This is a genomic window from Aeromonas sp. QDB03, assembly GCF_027707985.1.
Classification (GTDB): Bacteria; Pseudomonadota; Gammaproteobacteria; order Enterobacterales; family Aeromonadaceae; genus Aeromonas; species Aeromonas hydrophila.
In genome coordinates, this window is record NZ_JAPCJG010000004.1 from 89,466 (window position 1) to 115,489 (window position 26,024).

The following is a 26,024-nucleotide window of genomic DNA, read 5'->3' on the forward strand; positions in this document are numbered from 1 at the left end:
TGGCACCCGCCGGGTGCCGTCTGCCCGCCTGGCAACAAAAAGGAGCTGGTGACAGCTCCTTTGACGGTCATGAACACGAGACCACACCCCGCCAGAAGCGGGGTGGCTGCGTCAACGGGAGGGGCAGCGACGTTACTGCTGGCTTGCGTAGTACTCGGCCAGCGCCTTGAGGTCGGCATCGCTCATGGCGATGATGGCCTTGTTCATCTTCTCGTCGTTGCTGCGCTTGCCGGCCTTGAACTCCTGCAGGGAGGTCAGCAGGTAGCCCTTGGGCTGGCCGGCGAGGATGGAAGCCTCGTCTTCGGCCACCGAGCCGCCTTCGGAGTGGCACTTCTTGCAGCCGGAGTCGTCGTGCAGTTTTTGCCCCGCCTTGGCCAGCGCCGCATCGAACGGCTGCTTCATCGGCTTGTAGGGCAGCTCGGCATAGTGCGCCGCCAACTCGTCGATCTGCTCGTCGCTAAGGCCCTTAACAATGTCGGTCATGTTCCCCTTCTTGCTGGTATCACCGGTGACATGATTAACGGTCTTGGCCGGCCGGCCGTCCAGGTAGGTGCGCATCTGCTCGGCAAGATTTGATTCTGCCAGCCCTGCAATAGTCGGAATATCGTTCTGGGTGCTGATCCCCTGATTTCCATGACATGAGTTACATGTATCCACCAATGAGTCCAGGCTGGCATGTGCGGTGCCAATAGAGCCCAAAAGCAACGACAGTCCCAGTATTTCCAGCTTCACACTGCGTTTCATTTCTTATCCCTCTTCCAGAAAAGGTCTATAAACCCCAGTAAAAACAGACATTTTTATACTCAAGGTTGATTTTCGATCCGTTTTTGAGACTTATATCAACGCCGTCTAATATATAAACCTTACAATTAAGATGGAAATGATTTATACCGTATTTAGTCCTCTTTTGACCCTTAAGTGGTATCTTTTTGGGAATTTTTTGAGCTGGCTCATATATGGAACAATAAGTCCGATAAAAAAGGATAAAACAATGAAATACTGGAAAGTATTGGTGGCTGCAGCAATGGTGTTCACCCTCTCCTCCTGTGGGGGCGGCGGTGATGGCAACGACAAGACGGATCCACCTCCCCCTCCTCCGGGAACCCCAGATTCGCTGGTGATCTCGGCCTCCACCCCACAACTTGGCGAGAGCGGTCAGCTCTCGGTGCAATTCAAGGTAACCGACAAGCAAGGCAAGGGTTATGAGCTGGGAACCACCCTTCCCTCCTTCACCCTGGCCAAGGTGATCCCCGGCCGCGACGCCAAACGGGAAGACCCTGTCATCTGGAAGAGCTTCATCTACAGCACCAAGAACAACCGGCCCACCGGCGAGAACGGCGGCAAACTGGAAGCCCTTGGCAATGGCCAGTACCGCTACACCTTCTCCTTCAATGCCACCACGGTGCGCGACCCTTATCCGAGCGATTCGCAGGACAACAACGGCTTGATCCGCTGGGATGAGGCAGCGACCCACCGCCTCGGCATCTACTTTGGCGGCAGCAACGGCATTCCGGTCACCGACTACGTGCTGGACTGGGTACCGGCCGGCACGCCGCCGCTGCTGACCCGCGACATCCTGGAGCAGCAGAGCTGCGACAGCTGCCACATGAAGCAGCCAATTCACCACAGCAACCGGGCCGATCCCAAGCTCTGCGTCACCTGCCACAACGAGAGCGTGCCCGGCAGCGGACGGGGCGATCTGACCACCCTGGTGCACAAGCTGCACGGCAACCTGGATGCGACCGCCACCAAGCTGGTGAGCCACTTCCCGCAGGATCCGCGCAACTGCGACACCTGCCACAAGGGCGTCACCCCGACCACCCCGGATGCCAACAACTGGCAGCACGCCCAGGAGAAGCCCTGCGGCGCCTGCCACGCGGACTCCACCACGGCGACCGGCTACGTCAGCCACATCAACGGCAAGATCACCAGCGGTACCCTCTGTACCCAGTGCCACGCCGAGACCCCCGGCAACACCAAGTCCCCCAGCAGCGTGCACATGGGCTACCTCGCCAACGAGGCTGCCGGTCGCGACAAGCTGGTGTTCAAGTTTGACGACGTGCGCTACGCCGCGCCCAACATCGAGGTCGAGCTGACCGTGACCGCCAACGGCACACCGGTCGAGACCATGGACGGGGTGCTCAAGTACATCAAGTACGGCGATCTGGCCAAGGCTCCCTACGTGCTGGTCAACTGGGATCAGGGCAGCGGCTTCGAGCTGGGCTACACCAACCCGCAGACCTTCGTCGCCGGCAACAAGATTGACTTCACCAAGTGCGAAAGCCAGGGCGGCGGCAGCTTCCTGTGCCGCAAAGAGGTGGGTAACGAGGTGACCGGCACCCTGGCGGCCACGGTTGCCGAACTGCAGGTATGCGTGGCCCGCAAGGCGGATCGCAACGGTGCCTTCGCCGCCGGGGATCTGCTCCCCTGCAGCAGCACCGCCAGCGCCCTCTCCTACGTGGCCATCAACCCGGTCAAGGCCTACTTCCGGGTCGAAGGCGGGGTCGACGGCAGCTATGTGCTCAAGGCAGGCGCGGATCTGGCCTCCTGCAACGGCTGTCACAAGGACTTGGCAGTCCATACCGAGGGCAACGCGGGCTCGGCCCACGCCTCCAAGGACTTCGCCCAGTGCACCAGCTGTCACAACGCCACCCGCACCTCCTTCTATGCGGGTGTGCCGGGGGATCTGAAGTACCACGTGCACTCCTTCCACGCCTTCGGCTCCCATCGCAGCGGTGATGCCACCTTCCCGGGCAAGCTGAACAACTGCGAGTCCTGCCACACCAAGGGTCAGTACAACCTGCCCAACCAGCAGAACGAACGACCCTCGCTGGTGGCAACCACGGCGGACAACAAGCAGCCCAAGTTCTTCAGTCCGACCCTGGTGGTTTGCGCCAGTTGCCACCTCAAGTCGCCGCTGGGGCTGGTCAAGCCGGACAGCCCGGTCGCCGGGGATGAGTGGGCCACCCACATGAAGAACAACGGCGCCATCTTTGGTGCAGAGACGATAGAGGCCGCCACCGGAGTTGAACAGTGCGCGTCCTGCCATGCCGTCGGGCAGGAGCAGGGCGTCGACAAGGTTCACAAGGTGTATGACTTCCGTTGAGACCACCAGGCCGGGGGGATGCCTCCCCCCGGCCCTTTGCCGTTGAAGGACACGATATGAAAAGAATCACCCCGCAGTGGCTCCTGGCGGGTTTGCTGGCACTCGGTTGCCTGCCGGTCTGGGCCAAGAGCGATGCCCAGCCGGCGGCCGATGCCGATCCGCGCCTGCAGGTCGAGGCCACCCTCGACCAGAAATTCGACCAGGGCAAATACTCCCCCAAGGGGGCCGATACCTGCCTCAAGTGCCACGATGCCGACTCGCGCAAGCCCGCCACCGGCATCTTCCACAATGTGCATGGCAACCTCGGCAACCAGAACGGGCCGATGGCCGACAAGCAGTGTGAAGCCTGTCACGGCCCCGCCGGCAACCACCCGCGCAATCCCCGCAAGGGGCAGAAGCGGGAACCCATGATCACCTTCGGCCCCGACTCGCCGGTCCCGGTGGAGAAGCAGAACAGCGTCTGCCTCTCCTGCCACACCGATACCCAGCGGATGGGATGGCATGCCAGTGCTCACGCGGTGGAGGATGTCTCCTGCACCAGCTGCCACAGTCTGCACCAGGCCAAGGATCCGGTGATGGACAGCAAGCTGCAGGTGGAAACCTGTACCAGCTGCCACGCCCAGCAAAAGGCCGATCTGCACAAGCGCACCAGCCACCCCATTCTCAATGGCGAGCTGCCCTGCTCCAGTTGCCACAACCCGCACCAGTCGCAGAACGAGGCCAGCCTCAAGCAGCCCAGCCTCAACGAGAGCTGCTACGAGTGCCACGCCGAGAAACGGGGCCCCTTCCTGTGGGAACACGAGCCGGTGACCGAGGATTGCTCCCTCTGCCACAGCCCGCACGGCTCCATCAACCAGGCGCTGCTCAACAAGCGGGTGCCCCAGCTGTGCCAGGAGTGCCACAGCGTGTCCCATGCCAACGTCTCCATCCCCGAGGGGGATCTCAAGGTGCGTGGCGGCAGTTGCCTGAACTGTCATAACCAGATCCACGGGACCAACCATCCCAACGGTCAATCACTGCGGCGCTGAGGAGAGAAGTCATGAAATACTCAACACTTTGGCTCTCCCTGCTGGCGGTCTGCTCGGCCCAGGCGGCCGAGGAGCCGCTGGCAGTCGGGGATTACGCCCTGCAGCAGAGCAAACCGGCCAAGACCGAACGCTGGAGCTGCAAGTCTTGCGAGCGCGATGAGGGCTGGTTTGGCGAGGTAGGGCTGGGTGCCGGCTATGCCAACGACGATGGCGCCACCCGCTTTCGCAACTGGGTTCCCAGCCAGCAGGACAGCGGCATGCTCGGCATCTTCAACGCCGACCTGCAATACCGGGGAGAAGGCTCCCGCTACGGCAGCCTGGCGGTGAAAAACCTCGGCATGGAGCGCTTCAGCCTGGCGACCGAACAGGGCCACTACGACGGTATGCGTGCCCGGCTGGGCTACTCGGAATCCCCCTTCTACTGGAACAGCCACGGCCGCAGCGTCTATCAGCCGGGCGAGAGCCCGCTGACCCTGGGGTCGCTGGCCGAGTTCGACAAGGAGGTGGTGCGCAAGAAGCTAACCGCCGGGCTCGCCTATACTCCGAAGAGCCCGTGGCGCCCCTACGCCGATTTTTCTCATGAGAAAAAAGAGGCCACCCTCGCCTACTACCAGTCGAGCGTGCCCGGCATCGGCAGCGGGCCAGGCCTTTTGCCCAAGCCCGTCGACGGCAGCTCGACCACCCTAGTCAAGAGCGGCGTCAGTTACCTGGGAGAAGGCTGGCTGGTCGATCTCGCCTACAACGGCTCCCTCTACCGTACCGATGACACGGCGCTCTACTATGGCAGCGTCGCCGACCCTTACGCCAACGAGCGCGCCTACGAGCCGGACAACAACTTCCACCAGCTGAGCCTATCCGGCCAGTACAACTGGGACCGGCAGAGCCTGACCGGTCGCGTGATCACCAGCCAGGCCACCTCCAACGGCAGCCTGACCGCGTTTCGCAACGCCCCCATCACCCAGGATGACTTCCACGGCGAGGTCAGCACCCTGCAGGCCGACGCCAAGTGGGTGGGTCGCTTTGGCCGGGATCTCACCCTGCGCGCCGGCGGCGAGTATCGGGACCGCAAGGACAAGTCCGATGAATACGCTGTGGTCGGCAAGCCGCGCGGCAAGAGCGATCGCACCCGCAGCAAGGCGGATCTCGCGGCCGACTACCGGCTCAGCCGCTCGGTCAAGCTCACCACCGGCTATCAGTACAAGGCCGATCAGCGCGAGCAGGCCGACCGGCAGGATACCGACGAACACACCCTGTTCCTCAAGGGGCGCTACCGCCCGGCCGGGGCGCTGCAACTGGGCGGCAAGCTCGCCTGGAGCACCCGCGACGGCTCGGACTGGCGCCACGACAGCGCCGGTGGCAACGGCAGCCCGACCCTGCGCCAGTTCTATCTGGCGGACAGGGACAGGGTCGAACTCAGGGGAGACCTTGGCTATCAGTTCAGCGAGGGGATGGATGCCCGCCTCGAAGGGTGGTGGGCCAAGGATGATTACAAGGAGCCGGACATAGGGCGCAGCGAGGGCAAGGATTATGGTATCGACCTGACCCTCAACCAGCAGTTCGACGACAACCTGAGCGGCCACCTGTTCAGCAACCTGCAGTGGATCACCTCCAGCCAGAACCACGCCTACACAGGCGCGCCAGACTGGGATCCCTACAGCACGGCGGTGCGCGACGAGATCACCACCCTCGGGCTCGGGCTCACCCAGAAGAAGGCGTTTGACCGGGATCTCGAGCTCGGGCTCGATTACAGCTTCGCCTATGGCCGTGGCAAGACCGACGCCAGCAAGGGCTATGACTACCCGGATCTCACCAGCAAGCAGCACCGGCTGGAAGGCTACGCCCTCTATCAGCTGACCAAGCAGCATTCGCTGCGCTGGGATGTGCGCTACGAATACTTCCAGGACGTGGATTACCTCTACACCGGCGAAGAGCGCAACCTCGGCAACCTGAACCAGGACTACAACGGCTACTTCACTGCCGTCTCCTGGCTCTACAAGTTCTAAAGGCACGATTGCGTGCCGGATAAGGGCAGACACTCTGTGTTGCCAGCCCAATAAAGAGGGGAGCCCAGACTCCCCTCTTTCATCATCTCGTCTTGGTTCTCTTGATTGCCTCTTCACTCTGTCGGCCAAGCAGGCTGGCGCATGGCGGCCATCCACCTGTCAGGCTCGGCACGGCATCAGCCGGTATAGGTCGGTTCCAGCGCATAATGCTTGAAGCAGGCCTCCAGCTGGCTGCGCGCCTGCGGTGCCACTTCGATGAACTCCAGCCCGTATACCTCGCCCTCTTCCGCCTGACGGGACCACATCACCCTGGCCTTGATCGCCAGCGGCGTCTGGCTGCGATACAGATCGATGGAGGGCTTGGGGGTGTAGATCTTGAGCTCCACCTCGGCGCGTTTGTCCAGAGCCAGGGGCTGTACCGTGCGCAGCCTTAGGCCGGTGACGCTGAAATCCTCGGTGATCGACTCGTGGAACCCGCCCCCGGCCAGCACCTTCACCATCATGTGCTGGTACATGCGCGGCGCCCGGCGCAGCTCGTGCTCACTGCGATCTGCCCCGCTCTCGGCCTCGAAGCGGAACTGCTCCATGATGTCGCGCAGCTGGCTCGACTCCTGATAGAGGGTGCGGCTGATGATCCCGGTGGTCTGCACCTTCTCGGTGTTCTCCGCGAGCGCATGCAGCAGGTCGTGCAGGTGGGCATTGAGCGAGGAGAGCTTGCCCATCTGCTCGTCGCTGGTGCCGCGGATCTGATCCGCCGCACCGACGCTGCGCTCAATCTCCGTCATCAGGCCGTTGATGGACTGGCTCGCCTCGTGTGCCTTGTCCATGGTCAGGTGAGTGCGAGCGATGACGCTCTTCACCGAGGACTCGTTCTCGCCGATGAGCCGGCTCAGGGTCGTGACGATCTCGTTGATCTCCTTGGTGGCCTGACCGGCATTGTTGGCCAGCTTGCGCACCTCGTCGGCCACCACCGCAAAGCCGCGGCCATACTCCCCGGCCCGGGCCGCCTCGATGGCGGCGTTGAGAGCCAGCAGGTTGGTCTGTTCGGTGATGGCGGTGATGGACTGGGTTATCACCTGAATACGCTGGCTCGCCTCGCTCAGCTGTCGGGTCTTCTGTTCCGCCTGCTGCGCCTCGGTCACGGCGTGGCGCATCTCTTCGATGTTTTCACTCATCACCCGGGTGCTGCGATGGGCGCTCTGATAGGCAAGCTCGGCCTGCTGCCCCACCTGGCTTGCCAGGCCGGAGACCGCCTCGGCCGCGCAGGAGAGATCATTGCTGGCGCGGGTCACTTCCGTCGAGTGGTGCTGCTCCAGCTGGGAAGCGTCGGTGATGGTTCTCGAGATATCGGAGATCTGATAAGAGGACTGGGCCAGCTGCCGGGTCCGCAGGTCTATCTGGCGCATGTGGCGACTGAGCTGCGCCGCCATCAGCCGCATGGCCCCGAGCACGCTGTGATTGTCTGCCGAATGGGTCTGGATGGTAACGGTGAGGTTGCCCGCCGCAATCTCGGCGGCCACCCGCGCGGCATAATCCGGCTCGCCGCCCAGGGTGCGCATCAGGTGACGGTACTGGATGAAATAGGCCAGCACCACGAACAGCAGGGAGACCAGCCCGGCGACCAGCCCCATCAGCAGGGCCAGCTCCTTGGCCTCGTCGCGGCTGGCGACGGCACGGGTGATCCGGCTGTCCAGCTGATGATTGATGCGCTCAAGCCGCTCGTTGATGCTTATCACCATGTGATCAAAGCCACCCTGGCTGCTCATCATCAGGTTGCCCGCCGCCTGACCCTGGCGACTGTAGGTATCCACCATAGCCGCCCCTTTCTCATACAGCCCCTTGACCGTCTCCTGCATCGGCAGCAGTTCGTCGCTCAAGTCCGGCAGGCTGCGCATCAGGGTATCGAGATTCTGCAAGGCGGTATCGCGGAACGTGGCGGCCTCGGCAAGGCCCTCTTCCGTGTTGCCGGTCACCGCCGCATCTGTGATGAACTGCTGGATCTGCACCAGGTCATAGCGCGTCTCCTTGAAGATGAGGTGAGCCTGATTGAAGCGCTCGACCTTCTCCTGTGCGCGCAGCTGGGCCTGGCTGCTCCACAAGGAGACGATGGATGCCACGATCAGCGGTACCGCCACCAGGATCCCCCCCAGGATCATCATCCGTTTGACCGAATGCCTTCCTCGGGGCGCATGCGACACCGCATGTGCCTCGGTATGGTCGAAGGCGGTGTCCTGCAAGAGTCCTTGTGCAGTAGCCATGGCATCACCTCATCCTGGTAGCAGAGCGTCATTGGGCCATCGCAGCAAGGCATTCAGCTGCAAAGAGCCGATCCGTTTTGTCGACTCAAGCAAAACCCAAGCCAGAAAAAATGGCCTGACTTGCCCCCTCTTCCGCCCCCAATGCGGGCAACTTGCCACAAAGCCCGCCCAAGGCGAGCAAAACGCGATGCAAACTGCAATAAAAGCGGTATTTTCTGCCCGAGCCACCCCCTCGGACCATTACGCCTTGCCCTGATCGACCCAACTCCCTTTACCATGCCCGGCTCATGGATGCGGCTTTCCGGCCTGGGGTGAGCCGCCGCCAACGCCCGGCCATATTGATGATCAACACACTATTGGCAGGTACCCAGCTCAGGGGTCAACACCATCAGCCAGCACGTCATGGCGTATTAGGCCTGGTTTTTGTATGGAGGGAATCTGAGTTAAGTAGTCGGCATGCATTACACTCATAAGCAGAGTCTAAACCACACAAAAAGAGTGGATAAAGTTAAATAGGCTCATTGCACAATTTCGACCTGGTTGGGGAGTGCTTATGTTTAACACGAAACTGAAACAAGAGCTGGTTGCAGAGAGAGCAAGAGCCTTGCAGAGCGAGGCGCTGAACCACGCCATGCATGCCCATCTCCCCATGATAGAATTCACTCCCGAGGGCCATATCCTCGATGCCAGCCCGCTGTTTCTGAGCACCGTCGGCTACAGCCTCAAGGAGATCGTGGGGCAGCACCATGCCATCTTCTGTCGAAAAGAGGACTCAGACTCCCCCTCCTACCGGGAATTCTGGAGAAATCTGGCCAATGGCCACAACCAGCACGGCACGTTTCAAAGGGTCGGCAAGCACGGCCAGGAAATCTGGCTGGAAGCAACCTACTTCCCGGTCAGCCAGGATGGCAAGGTCAACAAAGTCGTTAAAATCGCCTCCGATGTAACCTTGCAACATGACTTGCTCATGACGCAGAAAGCGATATTCGAAGCGCTGGATCGCTCCCTTGCGGTCATCGAGTTTGAGCCAAGCGGCGTCATCATCAACGCCAACCGCAATTTTCTCGACACCATGGGCTATCGGCTCGATGAAATAAAAGGTCGTCAGCATCGCATGTTCTGTGATGAGTCGTTTTATCGGGAACACCCCGATTTCTGGCAGGAACTGGCTCAGGGAACCTTCAAATCGGGGCGCTTTCAGCGCTTTGACAAGCAAGGTCATGAAATCTGGCTGGAAGCGACCTACAACGCAGTGCGGGGCAGCCATGGCAAGGTGATCAAGGTCATCAAGTTTGCCTCCAACATCACCTCGCAAATCAAAAAAGATCAGGCCGTGCAAAATGTGGCCAAAGTGGCCAACGAAACCTCCGTCACCACCAAAGCTTCCGCCATCAAGGGTGAGGACATGCTGACCACCGTCGTCTCCACCTCGGACAACATCGTCACCCAGATGGAAAATGCCAGTACGCTGATGAGCAAGCTGCATGCCCAATCTCAAAATATCACCGCCATCGTTTCAACCATCAGCAGCATTGCAGATCAGACCAACCTGCTGGCACTCAACGCCGCTATCGAAGCCGCACGAGCCGGTGAACAAGGCAGAGGCTTTGCCGTCGTGGCTGATGAAGTTCGTCAACTAGCGGCAAGAACCTCTCAATCCACCAACGAGATAGCAAGCGTGGTCAGCCAGAACCAGCAGCTCACCCATCAGGTCAGCGAACAGATCCAGTCCGCAGCTGATGGCGCCATCCATGGACAAAGACAGATCGATGATGTCGCGAAAGTGATGCAAGAGATAAGAAATGGCGCCGAAGAAGTGTCGACCATCATCTCGGAACTCTAGAAAAAGCAACAAGGGTCACCTTAGGAGCTCAACCCCTCTGGTAGACAAGGCAGACTGGCTACTCACCCAGGTGGTGCACGACCTCACCAACCAGGGCTACACCAACCGCCTCCAGCTAGAGGTGAAACTCGAGGAGCTACCGGAATAAATCTGCGTGGACAAAATGTGGATATGGATGAAAAACAAAAAGGCCGCTATTGCTAGCGGCCTTAGTAAGTCTTTGATTTTAATGGTGCCGAGGCCTCTATCGAATCATCCGCATAAGTAATTGATTTTTATATACTTAAAAATAAAAAAATTGAAATATACCCCCATAAATACCCCCTACTTAGTCGCAATAACACAATACGTTAAGACACCAAAAGCGACAATCTCACCTATACAGATTCTCCTCCCCCCCCCCTCAAACCTCGGCTTTTCAGAAGGCTACACTTGTTCACTGCAAAATCAGTAAATTTCGCCTACGTAGAGGCCTAACTCTTGGCTAAAAATTGCTGCAATTGAAACTCGATCATTTTAAGAGCACAGCGTATGGCCCTGTGCGATGGGACACCTAGCGTTACTCCAGCTTTCTAGCTACAAGGTAACTAGAGAGCTGGTGGTAATTCTGATTAGGAACTAGCGATTTCTGATCTGTAGAGATATTTATTACTTGGAATATACTCTTTTCTTTGCATCAAATTTATTATTTTGACATTTTCTAGGTGCTTCAAGTATTTGTAGGTGAAGTACTTAGCTACTTTATCCTCATGTGTGGACAGGATGATTTGCTTATCACTGAAGTCATTACGTAAAACCTCGACCAGCGAAGCCATATTGATATCGTCCATACTTTGAACAGGATCATCAATAAGAATGCTAGATAACTTGGTGGAATACACTCGATGCAACGCTAGAGTCAAAGCGATGACAACAGCAGATATCTGCCCAGAACTCATTGTATTTAAAATGTCATGATCGCTTTCCCAATTGGAAACTAGGCGTACATTCTTCAGCTCATCCTCACCCGTTGGGTCTTTGATGAAAATGCCATGACCAAGCCCAGTTTGGTGGGTCTGAAGGATCTTGCCAGAATAGATGTAGAAAGGAATTTCGATATTGGTGATTAGCATTTTCCTGTATTGTCGGATCTGAGCCCTAACTATTTTTATAAGCTCACTTACATCAGTCGCAGCACGCTCTAAATATTGAAGTTGCTCCGTCAGCTGTTCAAGCTCTTCTGAGACCTCCTTAAGCGAGCTGAAATAAATGCTCTTGATGTAGCTCTCTTTCTTGTCTAGCTGTGCAATACTCACTAAACTTAACTTGTTCTGCGTTCCGTTGAAATAATCCCTATAAATTCGCTCAAACACGTTGTCGCCATTGGCTTCATAATATTCCTCAGGTGCCTCACCACATGCTGAGCGTATCCGTTCACATAGGTAATCGGTCGCTTCATTTATATAGTTATCTCCACCCTGCACTGGGAACGTCACCGCGAGTAAATCTTCGTGATCAATGTGAACCGAGTGTAGCCATTTACGCAATCTTTCAAAACGTTCTTTTGCAGCCGATGCTTTAGACAGGACGAGTAAATCTTCCTGTGTACTGGCCGTCGTTTTTTCAAGATAAGCTTCACAGGCTTGACGTAAGGGTAAGAGGTGAGTTGTATTGAACACATCCCTCGTAGCCACCAATAGCTGATCCTGACCCGAAAGTTCTGATCGAATTAGATGGCCGTGCTCAGCAATCGCGTGAACCAGAACATCATGCTTCTCATAGTCTCGCCCGCAAAGTAAACATGCAGTCTCGTCTGGAAGACTTACGAGTTCGTTAGACATAGCGTCGTGTTGTTTGAGGAGTTCGGAATAAATGGAGCTCAAACCACGTGCTTTGTTCTCCACTCCAGTAAGCTCTTGGAGTGCAACTTCAAAGGCAGAACAGTCTTCTAAGGCCAAGGCTTGGAAGATCGTCTCAAAATCCCCAATATCGTGAATTTTCTTCACATCGCCACTTTTAAGTGTCGCATGAACTAGCTTTATTAGCTGATAAGTACCATGCCTTGTAACATGCAAGTCATAATCATTTATCGAGTTATAGTAACCGATATAGAGTCTAAGCACCTCTCGCTGAAGAATAGCTTTTTCAAATTGGAGATTTCTAATAAAAAAATGTTGGTGAACAAGAAGTTTTTTTACATTACTTATCTCTACTAAGGAGCTGTTAAGTATCTCTTGACTCAATTCTTCAATCGTATCTGTGTCCCAAAAAGGTGATTTATTGACTTCAGCTAGCCATGGTAAAGCATAAAAATGCGGTTCTATGGTGCCAGTTGCGATGCTGGTACTCTCATCAATTCTGTATAGGTTCTTTATGGATTCTATCTGAGACACAACAGATTTTTTGGATGCCACCAATTGGCGTGAAATATCTATCAGTTTGTTAAGCTTATTATCGGCATCCCGTGTGTCACCAAATAATTGTGCAAGTTCTTCAGCTCGCTGTGTCTCATTGTTCGACTTCAGAAATCGAGATGTTTCTTCTTGCTGCACATAATGGAGCAGCAGGAAGTCGCGCGGGAAGTCCTGACTGTCAAAATATTGATCCAGTACATTATTTTGTACTGGTACAGCTATTCCATCAACAATCTCATTGAGTTCCCATAGCTCTGTGAATCTTGAAATCCGTCTAGAAATATTTGGGATATTATCTTTTAGTTTTCGTTGAAAAATCTTCAAGTTAGAGTCACGGCTTTTAAACTCAAGAATAATCTCAACACTCTCAGCCCCCTTATGTGCAACAACCACATCTGCTGGATTTTGACGGTTTTCAAGAGATATAAGACGAGTAATGTTTCCTGTCAGACCTAGCTCGATAGCATCGAAAACAGATGTCTTTCCATATCCATTTGGTCCATCAAGTAGGACGAGATTACTGTCCTCAAAACTAATGGTATACGGCTCACCACCAAATACCTTAAAGTTTTTGAGAGTAATTTTATTAAGTTTAGTCATTGTGACTCCCCCAGATCTTCGATATTTGATGATGGGTATTCTCATCTGTCCATTCAATATTGGACTCTATCAGTCGTTTGAAAAGAGCCAACTGCTCAGGGGCAAGTGCCCCCTCGATTTGCTCGTCTAAATTGGATAGTTTTTGCTCTTGGGGATTGTAGGTAATAAATGGGAGTTTAAGAACGGCCTTTAACAAAAGAGAATAATGATTTTTTATGTTATCAACCCCATACTTGAACTTAATAAAGCTCTGCCCACCATCTGAGTTTATTATGGAGTTAATAACTGGGTTGGTTATTTTTTCTATTCCGTTTTCGGAAAGATGAGCCTTCAGATCTACAAGCTCATCATTGGTGTAGACGATAACATTTTTCTTGAAGTTATACTGATCTTCTTCAATAAAAAGGATTGTTTTTTGGCTTATAACCTCCTCCTCTTGGCAGAAGATTAAAGTGCTATTTTTCTCGAAGTAGCTGTTTACTTTTCCTGAGTTACTAATTGCATCGAATAATTCTTGCGCTTTTTCTAGTTGTATCTCTTGTGCTGCAGCTTCGGATTGGTTTTCCAGCTGAACAGTAACAAAATATTCCTCTCTATTATTTACATCCAAAGGACTAAAAAGATAAAAAATTAAATTGTCGAATGATACATCTATATCAACTTGCTGATAACCATTATTGGATAAAATATTGTTGATTATATCAATCATTATTCCAACACTTCCTTTGCTATCGTTATAGGAACGAGGGTTATTAGTTTCAACACTTCGTCTCGTTTAGGGCGAGGATCAGCATCCACTTCCATCGGAGCTTCTGTATGGAGAATTGATGTTGGTGAAAAAGAGTGCGATTCCAGACCATTGTATATAATATTTTCAACTTCAAACAATATCTCACTCATACTTGGGTTATTAAGAATCTCCCTTTCTATTTGTTTAGCCCGCATAACCCCAGTTATGGTAGTTGGCAGATAATTCTGGTACGGCGGCGTAGGGGCTCGATAGGTAATTTTATGCCTCATCGCATGGTGTGCGGCTCGCTCAAAATTTATTGTGTGTAAAATTTTTATCAATACGTAACGAATACCTTCTGGATTTATTGAAATTGCATTTTCTGTGTTATTGGTATGGTCGAGATAGAGTTGCGGGGAAAAGCTTTGATAATATGCCCAGAGGTCAGTCGCACTCAAACCGAGTAAAATCCTTCTTGCTTCTTTTAGATTGCAGTATTCCCCCTCACCTGGATCAGTATAATCATACTGATCACTCATGTAGTCATCTATCAAAGATGCAAACTTTTCTTTAAATTTAAAGGCCAAGTATTCTTTACCGATGTCTTCATGATCTACAATAATTGATTGAATTATTTCATCAAAAGTTATTGGTATCTTAACACCTAGTTGCTTTGTCTTGTGTCGCTGAATGACATGCTTATCTATTATTCCTAAAAAACAATAAAAAGCTTTTTCAAGTCGTTCCTGCGTGACGATACCAGCGCGGGCATTTAATGCCATGGATATGTTATGCTTTATCTTTGAATTTATATTCTCTAAGTCACAAAATCTATTTCCGTCATCATATTGATAAGTATCGAGCCTCGTGAGGGCATTATTCTGTCCGTTATGAATAGAGTCCAACAGTGAGTGCAGCTGTCCCGCAGTAAAACCATGAAATGCAGCTCGCAGTATTTTTGCTATCTTAGGTATCTTCTTCTGTTTGGAAGCAGCCTTTTCGATACAAGAACTTCCATCCTTGGGATTATTATTTTGATACTGAGTAAGGATATTATTTATATCATCCTTTATTGAGGCTATTATGTCTTGAAAGTTTGGTTTTAAATTTATATTTTTCCAAGTATGGATCTTCCCATTTACGCTTGGCTGTTTGTACAACTCTAAAGTGATCTCCAACAGAGCATCAGAGTATTTACCATAAGAGCTGGAGTTATACGCCTTAACTTGATGAAATGATATGGGAATACCATTTTTACGGATTTCGAAATCTTCCGTATCTTCAAGCATCAAGCTATAGTTAGAGAAATCTGTATTTACAGGCTGTTCGTTTATGAGCCTTAATACGTGGTAAAGTGCAACCTTGCCTTGGTAGTTGAAACCACTCCAGGAAGGGGATGCATCGAAAGCCATTAAATAACTCCAGTACTGCAACTGTTGCGAAATGTGCCGAGCAAAAAACAATAACAGAGATTATGGTTTCCTTGCTAACTCTAGACACAAGGTCAAATATCATAACAGAATGCCATCATTATTGAGGTACAACTAGTTTTCTGAACATCCACTGTGATATTCATCACATTATATAGGTTCTAATGAAGGCTCAGTGTACGGCTCACAACTAGATGATATGAGGAACTGTACATAAAAGTTAGAATTTTCCCTCACGAGTAAATTTTTTTCTTTTTTGGCGCTCATCTATTAATTTGTACATTTCATCCACAGATTTAGCTTCAAGGTACATTTTTAAATGTTTGGGTTCCCATTTTGAGTCATAACCATTCTTAAGACCTACAGCCGATGTGTATCTTTTAAATTTGTTAGAATTCAAAAAGTCACATATTTGCTCTACATTCTCAAGCTGGACTTCTTTTCTGAATTTGACAATAGCCAAAATCTTGTGCAAATAAATACTATAACCCAATGCGTTGTTAGCAGCGACGTTATCGCAAAAAGAGGTGATCAAATACGATATCATTGCTGACAGTTCAGCAGACTTAAAAAACTTCTGACCATATTTTTCTATATAACTTAAATCTGCACCATCATAGATATCATGTAGCAACGCTATAACTGTAGAATCTAAATTCAATGTCACTGGTTTAAACCCTGATTCCACCACTCTGTTTTTTGAAACTCTCTTTCTTTCCGTTGCTTGGCGTGTAGAGTCAGAGTCAACAAGCTCAGTCGTTTGCTTAGTTCTCAGCGCTTGCTTTATCGAGCGTTTATTTGACGACTCCTTCATTTTGCTTTTTCTCACACATTTACTCATCATGAATTGGCCTCATAACAAAAATCAAACTCGATGTAAGATATGAAAACTAAAAATTAGATAAAATGGTTTCAGAAATTGCATCATGCTCACAAAGTAACTTTCAATTTCTGTGTACCGAGCAACATTCATAAACTTGTGTCACTTACATATGTAAGACTGAGAATTGTGACCATCACAAATGTTAATTTCCATGCATTATCACTACCACTGTATCGACGATAGAATAGTGACGTTCACAACCCCCTGTTCATAAAGAATAATTAAACTTGTGACTGTCACAACTAGTCTCATCATAGCGATGTGAGGGCAAACGGCTGGCTGCATTGGTAAGGTAATGCCGTCATCGCTAGAAATGAGCAAGTGTACATAGTCACAGCACTACCCATAAGCAGAGACCATCTGCGCCTTGTTAAAACGATGCCTGGGGGAAAGATAACTACCTCATCAGGCTACAAGCTTACAATGCAACCAGATGGGTAGTGTTAGTCACCTAATATAGCCAATAGACAGTTCCATTGTGGAGCATGGATAATCTAATAGCATGGAATAGCGAAGCATCATTTTTTACCACGGACAGGCTCTTTCAATGTTGTACCATGCTGCCGTACCCTATACATGAACTCTAAGTCCGATGCTCTCAATGAGTCCAGCTTCAGTAATGCATCAACAAAGTTGCGGTTTGATAATCTAACTTTCTTTGTTTTCCGCTGGTCTATGGCATCATAATACGCAACCACATGCTGCCACATAACCTTACAAATATAAGCCGTTTGCCTTAATGGTTCTTTGAACTTCTGAAACAAAACAGGCCTACATTTTCGAATGTGAACGCTGCTTGGCATTTGCTGATTCTCAAATGTATTCCTCAATTTTTTCCATTCACTAGAATCAGAATTTTTGCATCTAACTAGAAGATGAAAATGGGGCATCCAGCGTTGATATTCTGAATGAAAATCCACCTCAAAAAAACCTATTACAACATCCGTTACGCCCGCGCGTTCTAGTTGTTTACGAAGCTTGTTTTTCAAGCGAACGATATCTAGATGACCCAACTCACGAACCATTTCGTCATAATAGATGAACGTTGCAACTTTCCACGCTGTGTAGTCTTCACTAAAAAGTACTAGTTGACTTATCTTTCTTATCCGAAATCTCCTTATACACTCAGGACATGCAAAACTAAAACAAGGCTCTTCATCTAGACAATCTGATAGTTTTTCTGCAAGCAGCTTCCCTTTATAGCCACTCGTTCTAGAAAGCTTTCCTATTCGTAACTCCTTTTCTTTCCTACTTTCTTTCGATGTTTCAAATTTTGATAGCATAGACTCGACTGCAACAAGTTCATTTGTCTTAGCACTAAGAAATCTTTCCATTATTAACACCTGAAATTTATTATATCCATACGCTAAGCTGCTCGCTAAACAAAAATTTCGGCCAATCATGACTACGTGTAACTTATACCATCGTAAATTAACATACAGTGATTTATTAGCACCTGTCTTATAAGTGTAATAATGTTTGTATTTCTGACACTCCGATTAATTTATTCAATATCTCCGGAAAAACAAACAATATAAAACGGTCAATACTGCCAGCTATTTTTGATATGCAAGAGTAGTACACTGCACAGACAGCTGCATCAATAGCGGCGTGGCCTATTATTAACCTTGAGATATCCATCTAAATTTCCAGAGATATTCTAAACACTGCTTGTTATTTTTATCCAGTTGTTCACATAGTCTTGATGGCTTCCAATTTATAATGTAGTACAAACTTGGCGTGTAAAATAAGATCATTGATACCACATAAACTACGCACACTGGTCTGACGCTGTAGCGTGTATGCTTCCCGTTATGTTGTTACGGTCGTTCATCCACCCACGAACCTCTTCTGCCCGCCATGCGGTCACTCGCTCACCTAACTTCACAGGCTTGGGAATCTTTCCAGTGGCAGACCAACGCCACAAGGTGACAACGGCGATCCCTAGTAGAGGAGCTAATGCTTTAGCTCGGATATAACCTTCCATGGGTAACATGTGCTGGTTGTGTTTTTGAACTTCATATACTGACATGGCCTAGGTACTCCCTTTATGCTTTAACGTGTCGGAAGTCATTAGAGCATGAGGGAAGTGAAAAATAATGATAGGTAAGGCTTACCTTACATCAGGTAAGCATACCGAGTGCTTACCTGACATTGATTCTATTTGCTTTTGTGTGGAGTACCATTATTCATTGCAGCGCCAAGAATCCGTTCTATAACCTGAGCGGATAAGGGGGCGGGCTCCTCTACAGGCCTATCAGGAAACAATTCAACGGCATGATCTAATATTGTATCAGCCCACTCTTTTGCTGAGCTCCTACATTCTTCAGGCCATCTAATTTTGGCATAGATGGCCGCTGCTAAAATAATCTCACGATTTGCAGCATAGCGTTCTGCCTGAGGATTAGGTTTGTGCAGATCAATATCATTGGCTTGTTGAATTTTTTCAACTTGCTGAGCAGATAATCCAATTTGCTTATCTAGTAGCTTGCCGGTGGTGAAGCTGGTATATAGTCGTATTAAGTCTGCTTGCATGAGATAAAAACCTCTAACGGTAGATGCGTTTGCCCAGTCATTAACGTGAGCAAACACGATCTCCCCCTCGCTGGTCTTTGCCATAACTCTTACATAAAGATATTCCAGACTCGTTGATATATCAGTTTCAAAAAAACTTATTACATTCTGTGGCAATTGCCAAAGCCCATATAGAGTAGCCCTTTGTGAAGGGGATGAAAGCTTCAATTCATTCGACGCCACAGGACGTATGGATGCATATGAATTCAATGTGAATTTTTTAGTTTTTCTTTTCTTGAATTTTTCGAGAAAATCTTTTGTAAGTTCTGGAAAATGAACATTTGCAATAGGTTCATCAGTCAGTAATACATATATATCAACCCGCTCAGTTGCTCCAATATGAATCAAATCTGATACTTCACAACCTAACAGCTCTGCGGCTCTATCCAAACGACAGTATTCAAGTTGCTTTAGAATATTCAACTGGCTCGGAGTAGTTGGACTGGATTTCCGTGTCATCATGTCACCTTTCAACATTGCGAATACTCGTGTGGGATTTACTGGTACAAATTGCTGCCCTGTTGCGATTCATAGAAGTCGGCTAACCACTGCAACAACTTACGCCTGTCGTCCAAATATTCTGCACGATGATAGGCCGCACGAACCTTGTTACGCTCCGCATGGGCAAGTTGGCGTTCGATCACGTCCGGATCAAAGCCTTCCTCGTTCAGTGTGGTGGAGGCCAGCGCTCGGAATCCATGCGGCGTAGCGATCCCCTTGTAGCCCATTCTCCCCATGGCATAACTCAGAGTGTTTTCGCTGATGGGGTTGGTCAACTTGCGCTCGCTCGGGAACAGCAACTCACAATGGCCGGTCAGTTGACGCAGCTCATCGAGCACAGCCAACGCCTGACGTGAAAGAGGGACAAGGTGCTCGGTTCGCATCTTCATCCGCGCAGCAGGGATCCGCCATTCTGCCCGTTCCATATCGAACTCATCCCAACGGGCAAAGCGCACTTCACCAGGGCGGGTCATGGTCAACATCAGCAGATGGAGGGCAAGACGAGTCGCCGGATTAAGTGGCTCAGCTTCCAAACGTCGGAAGAACTCTGGCAGCTCAGAACGGGGCAAAGCGGGTCTATGTTCTTGTTTGGTGGCCTTGAGTGCCCCTTTCAGGTCTTGGGCTGGGTTGTAGCTAGCCCGCCCAGTCTGGATGGCGTAGCGCATGACAGAGCCGATCCGTTGTAGGATTCTCCCGGCTGTTTCAGTAACCCCGCGCTTCTCCACTTTGCGCAGAGCATCCAACATCATGGGCGCGGTTAGCTCGGCAACGGGCACCACCCCAAGATCGGGGAACACATCCACCTCAAGCGACTTGAGCACCCTAGCGGCATGGACTGGCGTCCAGCGGGCAAGCTGGCTTTGGTGCCACTCTCGCGCCAGTGCTTCAAAGTTGTTCTCGTTGGCCAACTTGTTAGCGATCTTGCTCTGCTTCTTGGCGAGGCCCGGATCCACTCCTTCAGCAAGCTGCCGACGAGCATCATCCCGCTTTGTCCTAGCCTCTTTCAGTGACACTTCGGGATAGACCCCCAAGGCGAGCGTCTTCTCTTTGCCACCGTGGCGATACTTGAGCCGCCAATACCTGCCAGACTGGTTAACCAATAAGAACAAGCCTTTCTCATCGGATAGTTTCTGCTGCTTACCGTTGAATTTTGCCTGTCGAGCGGTGATATCTGATAGCGCCATCTGGGGGTATCTCCCGTGTTTGCTTGGGGGTACTTGCACACACCGGGGGTATCTATTGCCGAGCCGCAGCCCAGACAGGGCACGGGTTAGGCACAATTGGGGGTACTTTTTACCCCTATCAGAACCAATACCCCCAGATGTACCCCCAAAGCTGGGGGTATGTTGTGACTAGACATGATACGACAAGATATAACAAAAAACCCGCAAAGCCTTAGGCCATGCGGGTTTCAGATATGTGGTGATACTATGTGATATTAACTAATGGTGCCCGAGGCCGGAATCGAACCGGCACGACGCGAACGTCGAGGGATTTTAAATCCCTTGTGTCTACCGATTTCACCACTCGGGCACCGTAATCGGTATCAAGCTCGCGCCGCGGGCTTGTCAATATGGAGGCACGTTCCGGAGTCGAACCGGACTAAACGGATTTGCAATCCGCTGCATAACCGCTTTGCTAACGCGCCATGCAAAAGAGAGAAGCTCTCTATTGTCTGAATTTGGAGCGGGAAACGAGACTCGAACTCGCGACCCCGACCTTGGCAAGGTCGTGCTCTACCAACTGAGCTATTCCCGCAATGGTCTGGCTGACTGCCTGACTACGAGGACGCATTCTAGCGATGTTCCTCGCCCAGTCAACCAAAAATGTTTAATACCCTGATCGTTCGAGTGTTTTTTGCCCTTTTCCTGCATTTTCAACGTTCACGACCGTTTCCCTGCCCCAAGTGCGGGGAAACGGTGCTTAGTACAAACGCAGACTAGAAGCGGGAGTGGTAGGTCAGATCGCCCCAGGCGGCTTTCATGTACTGGAACATGGACCAGAAGGTGAGCACGGTGGCCACATAGAGCAGCACATAGGCCAGCCACACCATCCAGATGTCGTACTGCCAGATGAGACCGGTGAGCGACACCATCTGGATCATGGTCTTCCATTTGCCAATCCAGCTGACCGCCACCGAGGAGCGCTTGCCAAGCTCGGCCATCCACTCGCGCAGGGCGGAGATGATGATCTCGCGGCCAATCATGGTCATGGCAGGAATGGTCACCCAGATGGTGTTGTAGTGCTCGACGATCACCACCAGCGCCGCCGCCACCATGATCTTGTCGGCCACCGGATCGAGGAAAGCGCCGAAGGCAGTGGACTGGTTCAGCTTGCGGGCAAGGTAGCCGTCAAACCAGTCAGTCGCCGCCGCCAGGATGAAGACGATGGCCGCCGCCAGATAGGACCACTGATAGGGAAGGTAGAACAGGATGACGAAGACGGGGATGAGCAAGATCCGAAAAAACGTCAGCAGATTAGGAATATTTGTCATTATTTTCAGCCACTTCTTGTATGCCGCTACATGGTAGCCCCAAGCCGATCACGGATGCAACCGGACAGGCGCCCGCCTTGGTCTATGAATCCATCAACAACCTCAGGATGCGGGCCATTATGGCATTTACGGCCCCCCTGCGTCACGGCTCTTGTGTGCCGGGATCCCCGAAGTGAATGAACCCAGAGTGAATGATGTGACTCAACTCGCCCCTTGCCGATACCTTGGGCGACAACCCCTGTTCGCCATCAGGGCAAACAGGGGCAACATGGAGGCGCATTCACCCCGTCTCGGCTACCAATGCTAGAGCGAGTGCAGGGCGTCGTGGATGGACTGGGCCAGCTCCTGGCTGATGCCGGGCACCTTGGCGAGCTCCTCCACCCCGGCTTTTTTCACCTCCTGCAGCCCACCCAGGTACTTGAGCAGCGCCTGCCGCCGTTTCGGCCCCACCCCCGGAATGTCCTCCAGGGTACTGGTGGTGCGGGCTTTCGCCCGTCTGGCGCGGTGGCCGGTGATGGCAAAACGGTGGGATTCATCGCGAATGTGCTGAATCAGGTGCAAGGCGGGCATATCTGCCGGCAAATGCAGCTCTTCGTGGCTCTCCCCCAGGATCAGGGTCTCCAGCCCCGCCTTGCGGGTCACCCCCTTGGCGATGCCCACCAGCAGCGGATATTTGCCCCCCAGAAACTCCAGCTGACGGGCCAGGATCTCCTCGGCGCGGCGCAGTTGGCCAAGGCCGCCATCGATAAACAGCACGTCAGGCACCTTGTCCGGCTCCTGCTGCTTGCCAAAGCGACGCTCCAGCGCCTGCTCCATGGCGGCGTAGTCATCCCCGCCGGTGATACCGTCGATGTTGAAGCGGCGGTATTCCGAGGAGAGCGGCCCTTCCCGGTTGAACACCACGCAGGAGGCCACGGTGCGCTCCCCCATGGTGTGGGAGATATCGAAGCACTCCATGCGGGCGATGGGGCGCTCCAGCTCCAGCAGCTCCTCCAGCTGGTCATAGCGGGCGGTGGTGGTGCTCTTGTGGGCGAGCCGCGAGCGCAGCGCGGTCTGGGCGTTGATGGAGGCAAGCTTGATGAAGCGGGCCCGTTCGGCGCGGGTACGACTCACCACCCGCACCTTGTAGCCGGCGGTCTGGGTCAAGGTCTCGGCGATGACGTTCTCGTCTTCGAGCGCCACGTCGAGCAATACCTCGCTCGGGATCTGCCGCCCCCCCTGCCCCGACAGATAGAACTGCAGCAGGAAGGATTGCACCACCTCGTCGAGCTGGGTATCGGCCGGCACTTTCGGGAAGTAGCTGCGCGAGCCCAGCACCTTGCCCTGGCGGATGAAGAGCACGTGGATGCAGGCGGTCCCCTGCTCGAAGGCCACCCCCACCACGTCGAGCTCGTCCAGCACGTTGCCGCTCACCGACTGCTGCTCGGTCACCCGGCGCAGCGCCTGGATCTGATCCCGGTAGCGGGCCGCCTCCTCGAAACGCAGATCGCCGCTGGCGGACTCCATCTTGCCCACCAATTCGCCTATCACCTGCTGGTTCTTGCCCGCCAGAAACAGCTTGGCCAGCTCCACCTGCTGGGCATACTCGGCCTCGCTCACCAGCCCGGCCACGCAGGGGCCGGCGCAGCGCTTGAGCTGGTAGAGCAGGCAGGGGCGGCTGCGGTTGGCATAGACCGCATCCTCGCACTGACGCACCGGGAAGATCTTCTGCATCAGGTGCAGGCTCTCGCGCACCGCACCGCCGGAGGGGTACGGGCCGAAGTACTCCCCCTTCACCTTGCGGGCACCGCGATGAACACCGATGCGCGGGTGCTGGTGCGCGGTGATGATGATCCAGGGGTAGGATTTGTCGTCGCGCAGCAGCACGTTGTAGCGAGGCTGGTACTGCTTGATGAGGTTGTGCTCGAGGATCAGCGCCTCAGTTTCGGTGTGGGTGACCGTCACCTGCACGTCGGCGATCTGGCGCACCAGGGTGCGGGTCTTGATGCTGTCGACGTTGGCCCGAAAGTAGGAGGCGAGCCGTTTTTTCAGATCCTTGGCCTTGCCCACGTAGATGACGGTGCCGCCGCTGTCATACATGCGGTAGACGCCGCTCTGGTGGGTGACGGCACTGAGAAACGCCTTGCTGTCGAAGAGAGGTTCAGACGAGGTCATGCTGGCTCCGGCAACGGGGATCGAGGTGCTGGATCTGGGGGATCGCGGCAAACGGAAGATCGAAAGAGAGGCTCATCGGCAACTCGGCTCAACGGATGAAAGCAGAAGACGGCACAGAGCATACTGCGCCAGACCGGCAAAAAGCAAAAAGGCGGCACAGGCCGCCTTTGATGGCTACACGCCGCCCGTTACAGGGTATCGGCATCCAGCATGCCATAGCGAATGGCCAGATGGGTCAGCTCCACATCGCCATTGATGTTGAGCTTGCTGAACAGCCGATAGCGGTAGCTGTTGACCGTCTTTGGGCTCAGGTTGAGCTGTTCGGAAATATCGGTCACCTTCTGCCCCTTGGTGATCATCATCATGATCTGCAGCTCGCGCTCGGAGAGGGACTTGAAGGGGTTCTCGTCGGCCGAGGCAAACTGGCTCAGGGCCATCTGCTGGGCGATCTCCGGGGAGATGTAACGCTGACCGGAGTGGACCAGGCGAATGGCGTGGATCATCTCGTCCGGCGCAGCGCCCTTGGTGAGATAGCCGGCGGCACCCGCCTGCATCACCTTGGTCGGGAACGGATTTTCTGAATGAATGGTCAGCACTATGATGCGCACATCGGGCCGGATCCGCAGGATCTTGCGGGTCGCCTCCAGGCCGCCGATGCCCGGCATGTTCATGTCCATCAGGATCACGTCGGGATGGTGCTGACGACAGAAAGTGACTGCGGTTTCCCCGCTCTGCGCCTCGCCCACCACCTTGATCCCGCGGACATCTTCCAGAATGCGTCTTATCCCTGTACGCACCAACTCATGATCATCGACCAGGAATACATTAATCACCCAAACACCCCGTTTTTTATCTCGTTATATGCCAGTTAGGGTTAACACGGCGTCTTGCATCATAACCAAACTCGCTGATTTGGCAAACCATGGCCGGGAAAAGTTTGAAAGTGCTCATAAATGGTGTTTTGAATCAAATAATTATATAAAGATTAAACACAAAAAACGGCGCCCGCAGGCACCGTTCAGAGTCATTTTTGCTGTTGTCGGCATCAGTTCGCCAGCAGCGCGCGCACCTTGTCCAGATCGGCCTGGGTATCCACCCCGACCGGCGGCGCCTCGAGCGCCTGGGCCACGTGGATCTTCTCCCCGTACCAGAGCACCCGCAGCTGCTCCAGCGCCTCGATCTGCTCGAGCAGGCTCGGCGCCCAGTCCACGTAACGCTGGATGAAGCCGGCGCGATAGGCGTAGATGCCGATGTGGCGCTGGTAGTGATCGCCAATCTGCTCGCGATTCGCGGCAAAGCGATCCCGATCCCAGGGAATGGAGGCGCGACTGAAGTAGAGGGCGTAGCCCTCCTGGTCGGTCACTACCTTGACGGCGTTCGGGTTGAACACCTCTTCGGCGTCCTGGATCGGCACCGACAGGGTCGCCATGGGCGCCGTGGCGGCGGCCAGGTTGTCCGCCACCTGACGGATGATGACCGGCGGAATGAGCGGCTCATCCCCCTGCACATTGACCACTATGGTGTCGGCGGCAAAGCCGTAGTGACGGCACACCTCGGCCAAGCGCTCGGTGCCGGACTGGTGATCCTTAGAGGTCATGCACACCTCGAAACCGGCCTGCCCGGCGCAGGCGGCCAGCGCCTGCTGCACCCGCTCGTCATCGGTGGCGACGATCACCCGATCGGCGCCCGACTGCAGGGCTTTTTCCACCACGTGCTGCACCATGGGCTTGCCGTGGATGTCGGCCAGCGGCTTGCCCGGCAGCCGGGTGGAGGCGTAGCGGGCCGGAATGACGACGACGAAGCTCATGACGACAGCTCGTCGCTGCTGAGCGGACGGGCGCGGTTCTCCAGCAGCACCGGGATCCCCTCCTCCAGCGGATAGGCCAGCTTGTCGAAGCGGCAGACCAGCTCATGCACGGCCTTGTTGTAGTGCAGCTTGCCCTTGCAGACCGGGCAAGCAATGATGTCGAGCAACTTGATGTCCAAAGCCAAAACGATACTCCTTCAACGATGTCGCACCGGCGGTT

The 26,024-nt window shown here is 53.1% G+C and carries 19 protein-coding genes, 3 tRNA genes and 1 pseudogene; 5 read left to right on the forward strand and 18 right to left on the reverse strand.

Going from position 1 to position 26,024, the window contains the following annotated elements; genetic code table 11:
• Positions 1-132: 132 nt before the first annotated feature.
• Complete coding sequence (gene pdsA / locus PG900_RS11885) at positions 133-744, reverse strand: periplasmic diheme shuttle PdsA (protein WP_021469996.1); 612 nt, start codon at positions 742-744, stop codon at positions 133-135.
• A gap of 247 nt (positions 745-991) precedes the next feature.
• Here pdsA and PG900_RS11890 point away from each other — a divergent pair, with 247 nt between their 5' ends.
• From PG900_RS11890 to PG900_RS11900, 3 genes are read left to right on the forward strand one after another with little or no spacing between them, the layout of a single operon-like run.
• Positions 992-3,106 (forward strand): OmcA/MtrC family decaheme c-type cytochrome, encoded by a 2,115-nt coding sequence (locus PG900_RS11890; protein WP_041216768.1) that lies wholly within the window; start codon positions 992-994, stop codon positions 3,104-3,106.
• Positions 3,107-3,162: 56 nt separating this feature from the next.
• Positions 3,163-4,134, forward strand: a complete 972-nt coding sequence (locus tag PG900_RS11895; RefSeq protein WP_270802494.1) for a DmsE family decaheme c-type cytochrome — start codon at positions 3,163-3,165, stop codon at positions 4,132-4,134.
• A gap of 11 nt (positions 4,135-4,145) precedes the next feature.
• Positions 4,146-6,137 (forward strand): MtrB/PioB family decaheme-associated outer membrane protein, encoded by a 1,992-nt coding sequence (locus PG900_RS11900; protein ID WP_270831504.1) that lies wholly within the window; start codon positions 4,146-4,148, stop codon positions 6,135-6,137.
• Between the two features lie 176 nt (positions 6,138-6,313).
• Here PG900_RS11900 and PG900_RS11905 read toward each other — a convergent pair whose 3' ends face one another.
• Positions 6,314-8,395 carry a methyl-accepting chemotaxis protein gene (locus tag PG900_RS11905; protein ID WP_270802490.1) on the reverse strand — a complete coding sequence of 694 codons (2,082 nt, stop codon included), beginning with the start codon at positions 8,393-8,395 and terminating at the stop codon, positions 6,314-6,316.
• A 631-nt stretch (positions 8,396-9,026) separates the two neighbouring features.
• Here PG900_RS11905 and PG900_RS23065 point away from each other — a divergent pair.
• Positions 9,027-9,713 (forward strand): annotated as a pseudogene (locus tag PG900_RS23065) (PAS domain-containing protein); the annotation flags it as partial.
• Positions 9,714-9,845: 132 nt separating this feature from the next.
• The gene (locus tag PG900_RS23070) at positions 9,846-10,238 is read left to right on the forward strand and encodes a methyl-accepting chemotaxis protein (RefSeq protein WP_370511043.1); all 393 of its coding nucleotides are present in this window, start codon (positions 9,846-9,848) and stop codon (positions 10,236-10,238) included.
• A 611-nt stretch (positions 10,239-10,849) separates the two neighbouring features.
• Here PG900_RS23070 and PG900_RS11915 read toward each other — a convergent pair.
• From PG900_RS11915 to PG900_RS11990, 16 genes are all read right to left on the reverse strand, one after another.
• A complete protein-coding gene (locus PG900_RS11915) occupies positions 10,850-13,231 on the reverse strand; it encodes an AAA family ATPase (RefSeq protein ID WP_270831505.1) in 2,382 nt (793 codons plus the stop codon).
• Positions 13,224-13,940 carry an ABC-three component system middle component 1 gene (locus PG900_RS11920; RefSeq protein WP_270831506.1) on the reverse strand — a complete coding sequence of 239 codons (717 nt, stop codon included), beginning with the start codon at positions 13,938-13,940 and terminating at the stop codon, positions 13,224-13,226. Before PG900_RS11920 ends, PG900_RS11915 begins: the two co-directional genes overlap by 8 nt.
• Positions 13,940-15,373 (reverse strand): ABC-three component system protein, encoded by a 1,434-nt coding sequence (locus PG900_RS11925; protein WP_270831507.1) that lies wholly within the window; start codon positions 15,371-15,373, stop codon positions 13,940-13,942. The genes PG900_RS11920 and PG900_RS11925 overlap by 1 nt, the downstream gene beginning before the upstream one ends.
• A gap of 238 nt (positions 15,374-15,611) precedes the next feature.
• Positions 15,612-16,220 (reverse strand): hypothetical protein, encoded by a 609-nt coding sequence (locus PG900_RS11930; RefSeq protein ID WP_270831508.1) that lies wholly within the window; start codon positions 16,218-16,220, stop codon positions 15,612-15,614.
• 572 nt (positions 16,221-16,792) lie between these two features.
• Positions 16,793-17,608 (reverse strand): hypothetical protein, encoded by an 816-nt coding sequence (locus PG900_RS11935; protein WP_270831509.1) that lies wholly within the window; start codon positions 17,606-17,608, stop codon positions 16,793-16,795.
• Positions 17,609-18,045: 437 nt separating this feature from the next.
• On the reverse strand, positions 18,046-18,306 hold the full coding sequence (locus PG900_RS11940) for a helix-turn-helix transcriptional regulator (protein ID WP_333563443.1): 261 nt from the start codon (positions 18,304-18,306) through the stop codon (positions 18,046-18,048).
• A gap of 128 nt (positions 18,307-18,434) precedes the next feature.
• Positions 18,435-19,325 carry a hypothetical protein gene (locus PG900_RS11945; RefSeq protein ID WP_270831510.1) on the reverse strand — a complete coding sequence of 297 codons (891 nt, stop codon included), beginning with the start codon at positions 19,323-19,325 and terminating at the stop codon, positions 18,435-18,437.
• 20 nt (positions 19,326-19,345) lie between these two features.
• Positions 19,346-20,533 carry a tyrosine-type recombinase/integrase gene (locus PG900_RS11950; RefSeq protein ID WP_125607381.1) on the reverse strand — a complete coding sequence of 396 codons (1,188 nt, stop codon included), beginning with the start codon at positions 20,531-20,533 and terminating at the stop codon, positions 19,346-19,348.
• Positions 20,534-20,795: 262 nt separating this feature from the next.
• Positions 20,796-20,882 (reverse strand) — tRNA-Leu (locus PG900_RS11955).
• 41 nt (positions 20,883-20,923) lie between these two features.
• Positions 20,924-20,997, reverse strand: a tRNA-Cys gene (locus PG900_RS11960).
• A 34-nt stretch (positions 20,998-21,031) separates the two neighbouring features.
• Positions 21,032-21,107, reverse strand: a tRNA-Gly gene (locus PG900_RS11965).
• A gap of 181 nt (positions 21,108-21,288) precedes the next feature.
• Positions 21,289-21,843, reverse strand: a complete 555-nt coding sequence (gene pgsA / locus PG900_RS11970; RefSeq protein WP_011706577.1) for a CDP-diacylglycerol--glycerol-3-phosphate 3-phosphatidyltransferase — start codon at positions 21,841-21,843, stop codon at positions 21,289-21,291.
• A 303-nt stretch (positions 21,844-22,146) separates the two neighbouring features.
• The gene (gene uvrC, locus PG900_RS11975) at positions 22,147-23,997 is read right to left on the reverse strand and encodes an excinuclease ABC subunit UvrC (RefSeq protein WP_118880880.1); all 1,851 of its coding nucleotides are present in this window, start codon (positions 23,995-23,997) and stop codon (positions 22,147-22,149) included.
• A 188-nt stretch (positions 23,998-24,185) separates the two neighbouring features.
• Positions 24,186-24,830, reverse strand: a complete 645-nt coding sequence (uvrY, locus tag PG900_RS11980; protein ID WP_011706579.1) for a UvrY/SirA/GacA family response regulator transcription factor — start codon at positions 24,828-24,830, stop codon at positions 24,186-24,188.
• A gap of 212 nt (positions 24,831-25,042) precedes the next feature.
• Positions 25,043-25,804 (reverse strand): 3-deoxy-manno-octulosonate cytidylyltransferase, encoded by a 762-nt coding sequence (kdsB, locus tag PG900_RS11985; RefSeq protein WP_024944871.1) that lies wholly within the window; start codon positions 25,802-25,804, stop codon positions 25,043-25,045.
• Positions 25,801-25,989, reverse strand: a complete 189-nt coding sequence (locus tag PG900_RS11990) for a Trm112 family protein (protein WP_011706581.1) — start codon at positions 25,987-25,989, stop codon at positions 25,801-25,803. Before PG900_RS11990 ends, kdsB begins: the two co-directional genes overlap by 4 nt.
• Positions 25,990-26,024: the final 35 nt, after the last annotated feature.

Coding starts and splice junctions, on each gene's coding strand:
- PG900_RS11925 (WP_270831507.1), bottom strand. CDS start 15,373: ATGGCTTTCGATGCATCCCCTTCCTGGAGTGGTTTCAACTACCAAGGC.
- kdsB (WP_024944871.1), bottom strand. CDS start 25,804: ATGAGCTTCGTCGTCGTCATTCCGGCCCGCTACGCCTCCACCCGGCTG.
- PG900_RS23070 (WP_370511043.1), top strand. CDS start 9,846: ATGGAAAATGCCAGTACGCTGATGAGCAAGCTGCATGCCCAATCTCAA.
- PG900_RS11950 (WP_125607381.1), bottom strand. CDS start 20,533: ATGGCGCTATCAGATATCACCGCTCGACAGGCAAAATTCAACGGTAAG.
- PG900_RS11890 (WP_041216768.1), top strand. CDS start 992: ATGAAATACTGGAAAGTATTGGTGGCTGCAGCAATGGTGTTCACCCTC.
- PG900_RS11940 (WP_333563443.1), bottom strand. CDS start 18,306: ATGTCAGTATATGAAGTTCAAAAACACAACCAGCACATGTTACCCATG.
- PG900_RS11920 (WP_270831506.1), bottom strand. CDS start 13,940: ATGATTGATATAATCAACAATATTTTATCCAATAATGGTTATCAGCAA.
- PG900_RS11895 (WP_270802494.1), top strand. CDS start 3,163: ATGAAAAGAATCACCCCGCAGTGGCTCCTGGCGGGTTTGCTGGCACTC.
- pdsA (WP_021469996.1), bottom strand. CDS start 744: ATGAAACGCAGTGTGAAGCTGGAAATACTGGGACTGTCGTTGCTTTTG.
- PG900_RS11915 (WP_270831505.1), bottom strand. CDS start 13,231: ATGACTAAACTTAATAAAATTACTCTCAAAAACTTTAAGGTATTTGGT.
- pgsA (WP_011706577.1), bottom strand. CDS start 21,843: ATGACAAATATTCCTAATCTGCTGACGTTTTTTCGGATCTTGCTCATC.
- uvrC (WP_118880880.1), bottom strand. CDS start 23,997: ATGACCTCGTCTGAACCTCTCTTCGACAGCAAGGCGTTTCTCAGTGCC.
- PG900_RS11935 (WP_270831509.1), bottom strand. CDS start 17,608: ATGGAAAGATTTCTTAGTGCTAAGACAAATGAACTTGTTGCAGTCGAG.
- PG900_RS11905 (WP_270802490.1), bottom strand. CDS start 8,395: ATGGCTACTGCACAAGGACTCTTGCAGGACACCGCCTTCGACCATACC.
- PG900_RS11945 (WP_270831510.1), bottom strand. CDS start 19,325: ATGTTGAAAGGTGACATGATGACACGGAAATCCAGTCCAACTACTCCG.
- PG900_RS11900 (WP_270831504.1), top strand. CDS start 4,146: ATGAAATACTCAACACTTTGGCTCTCCCTGCTGGCGGTCTGCTCGGCC.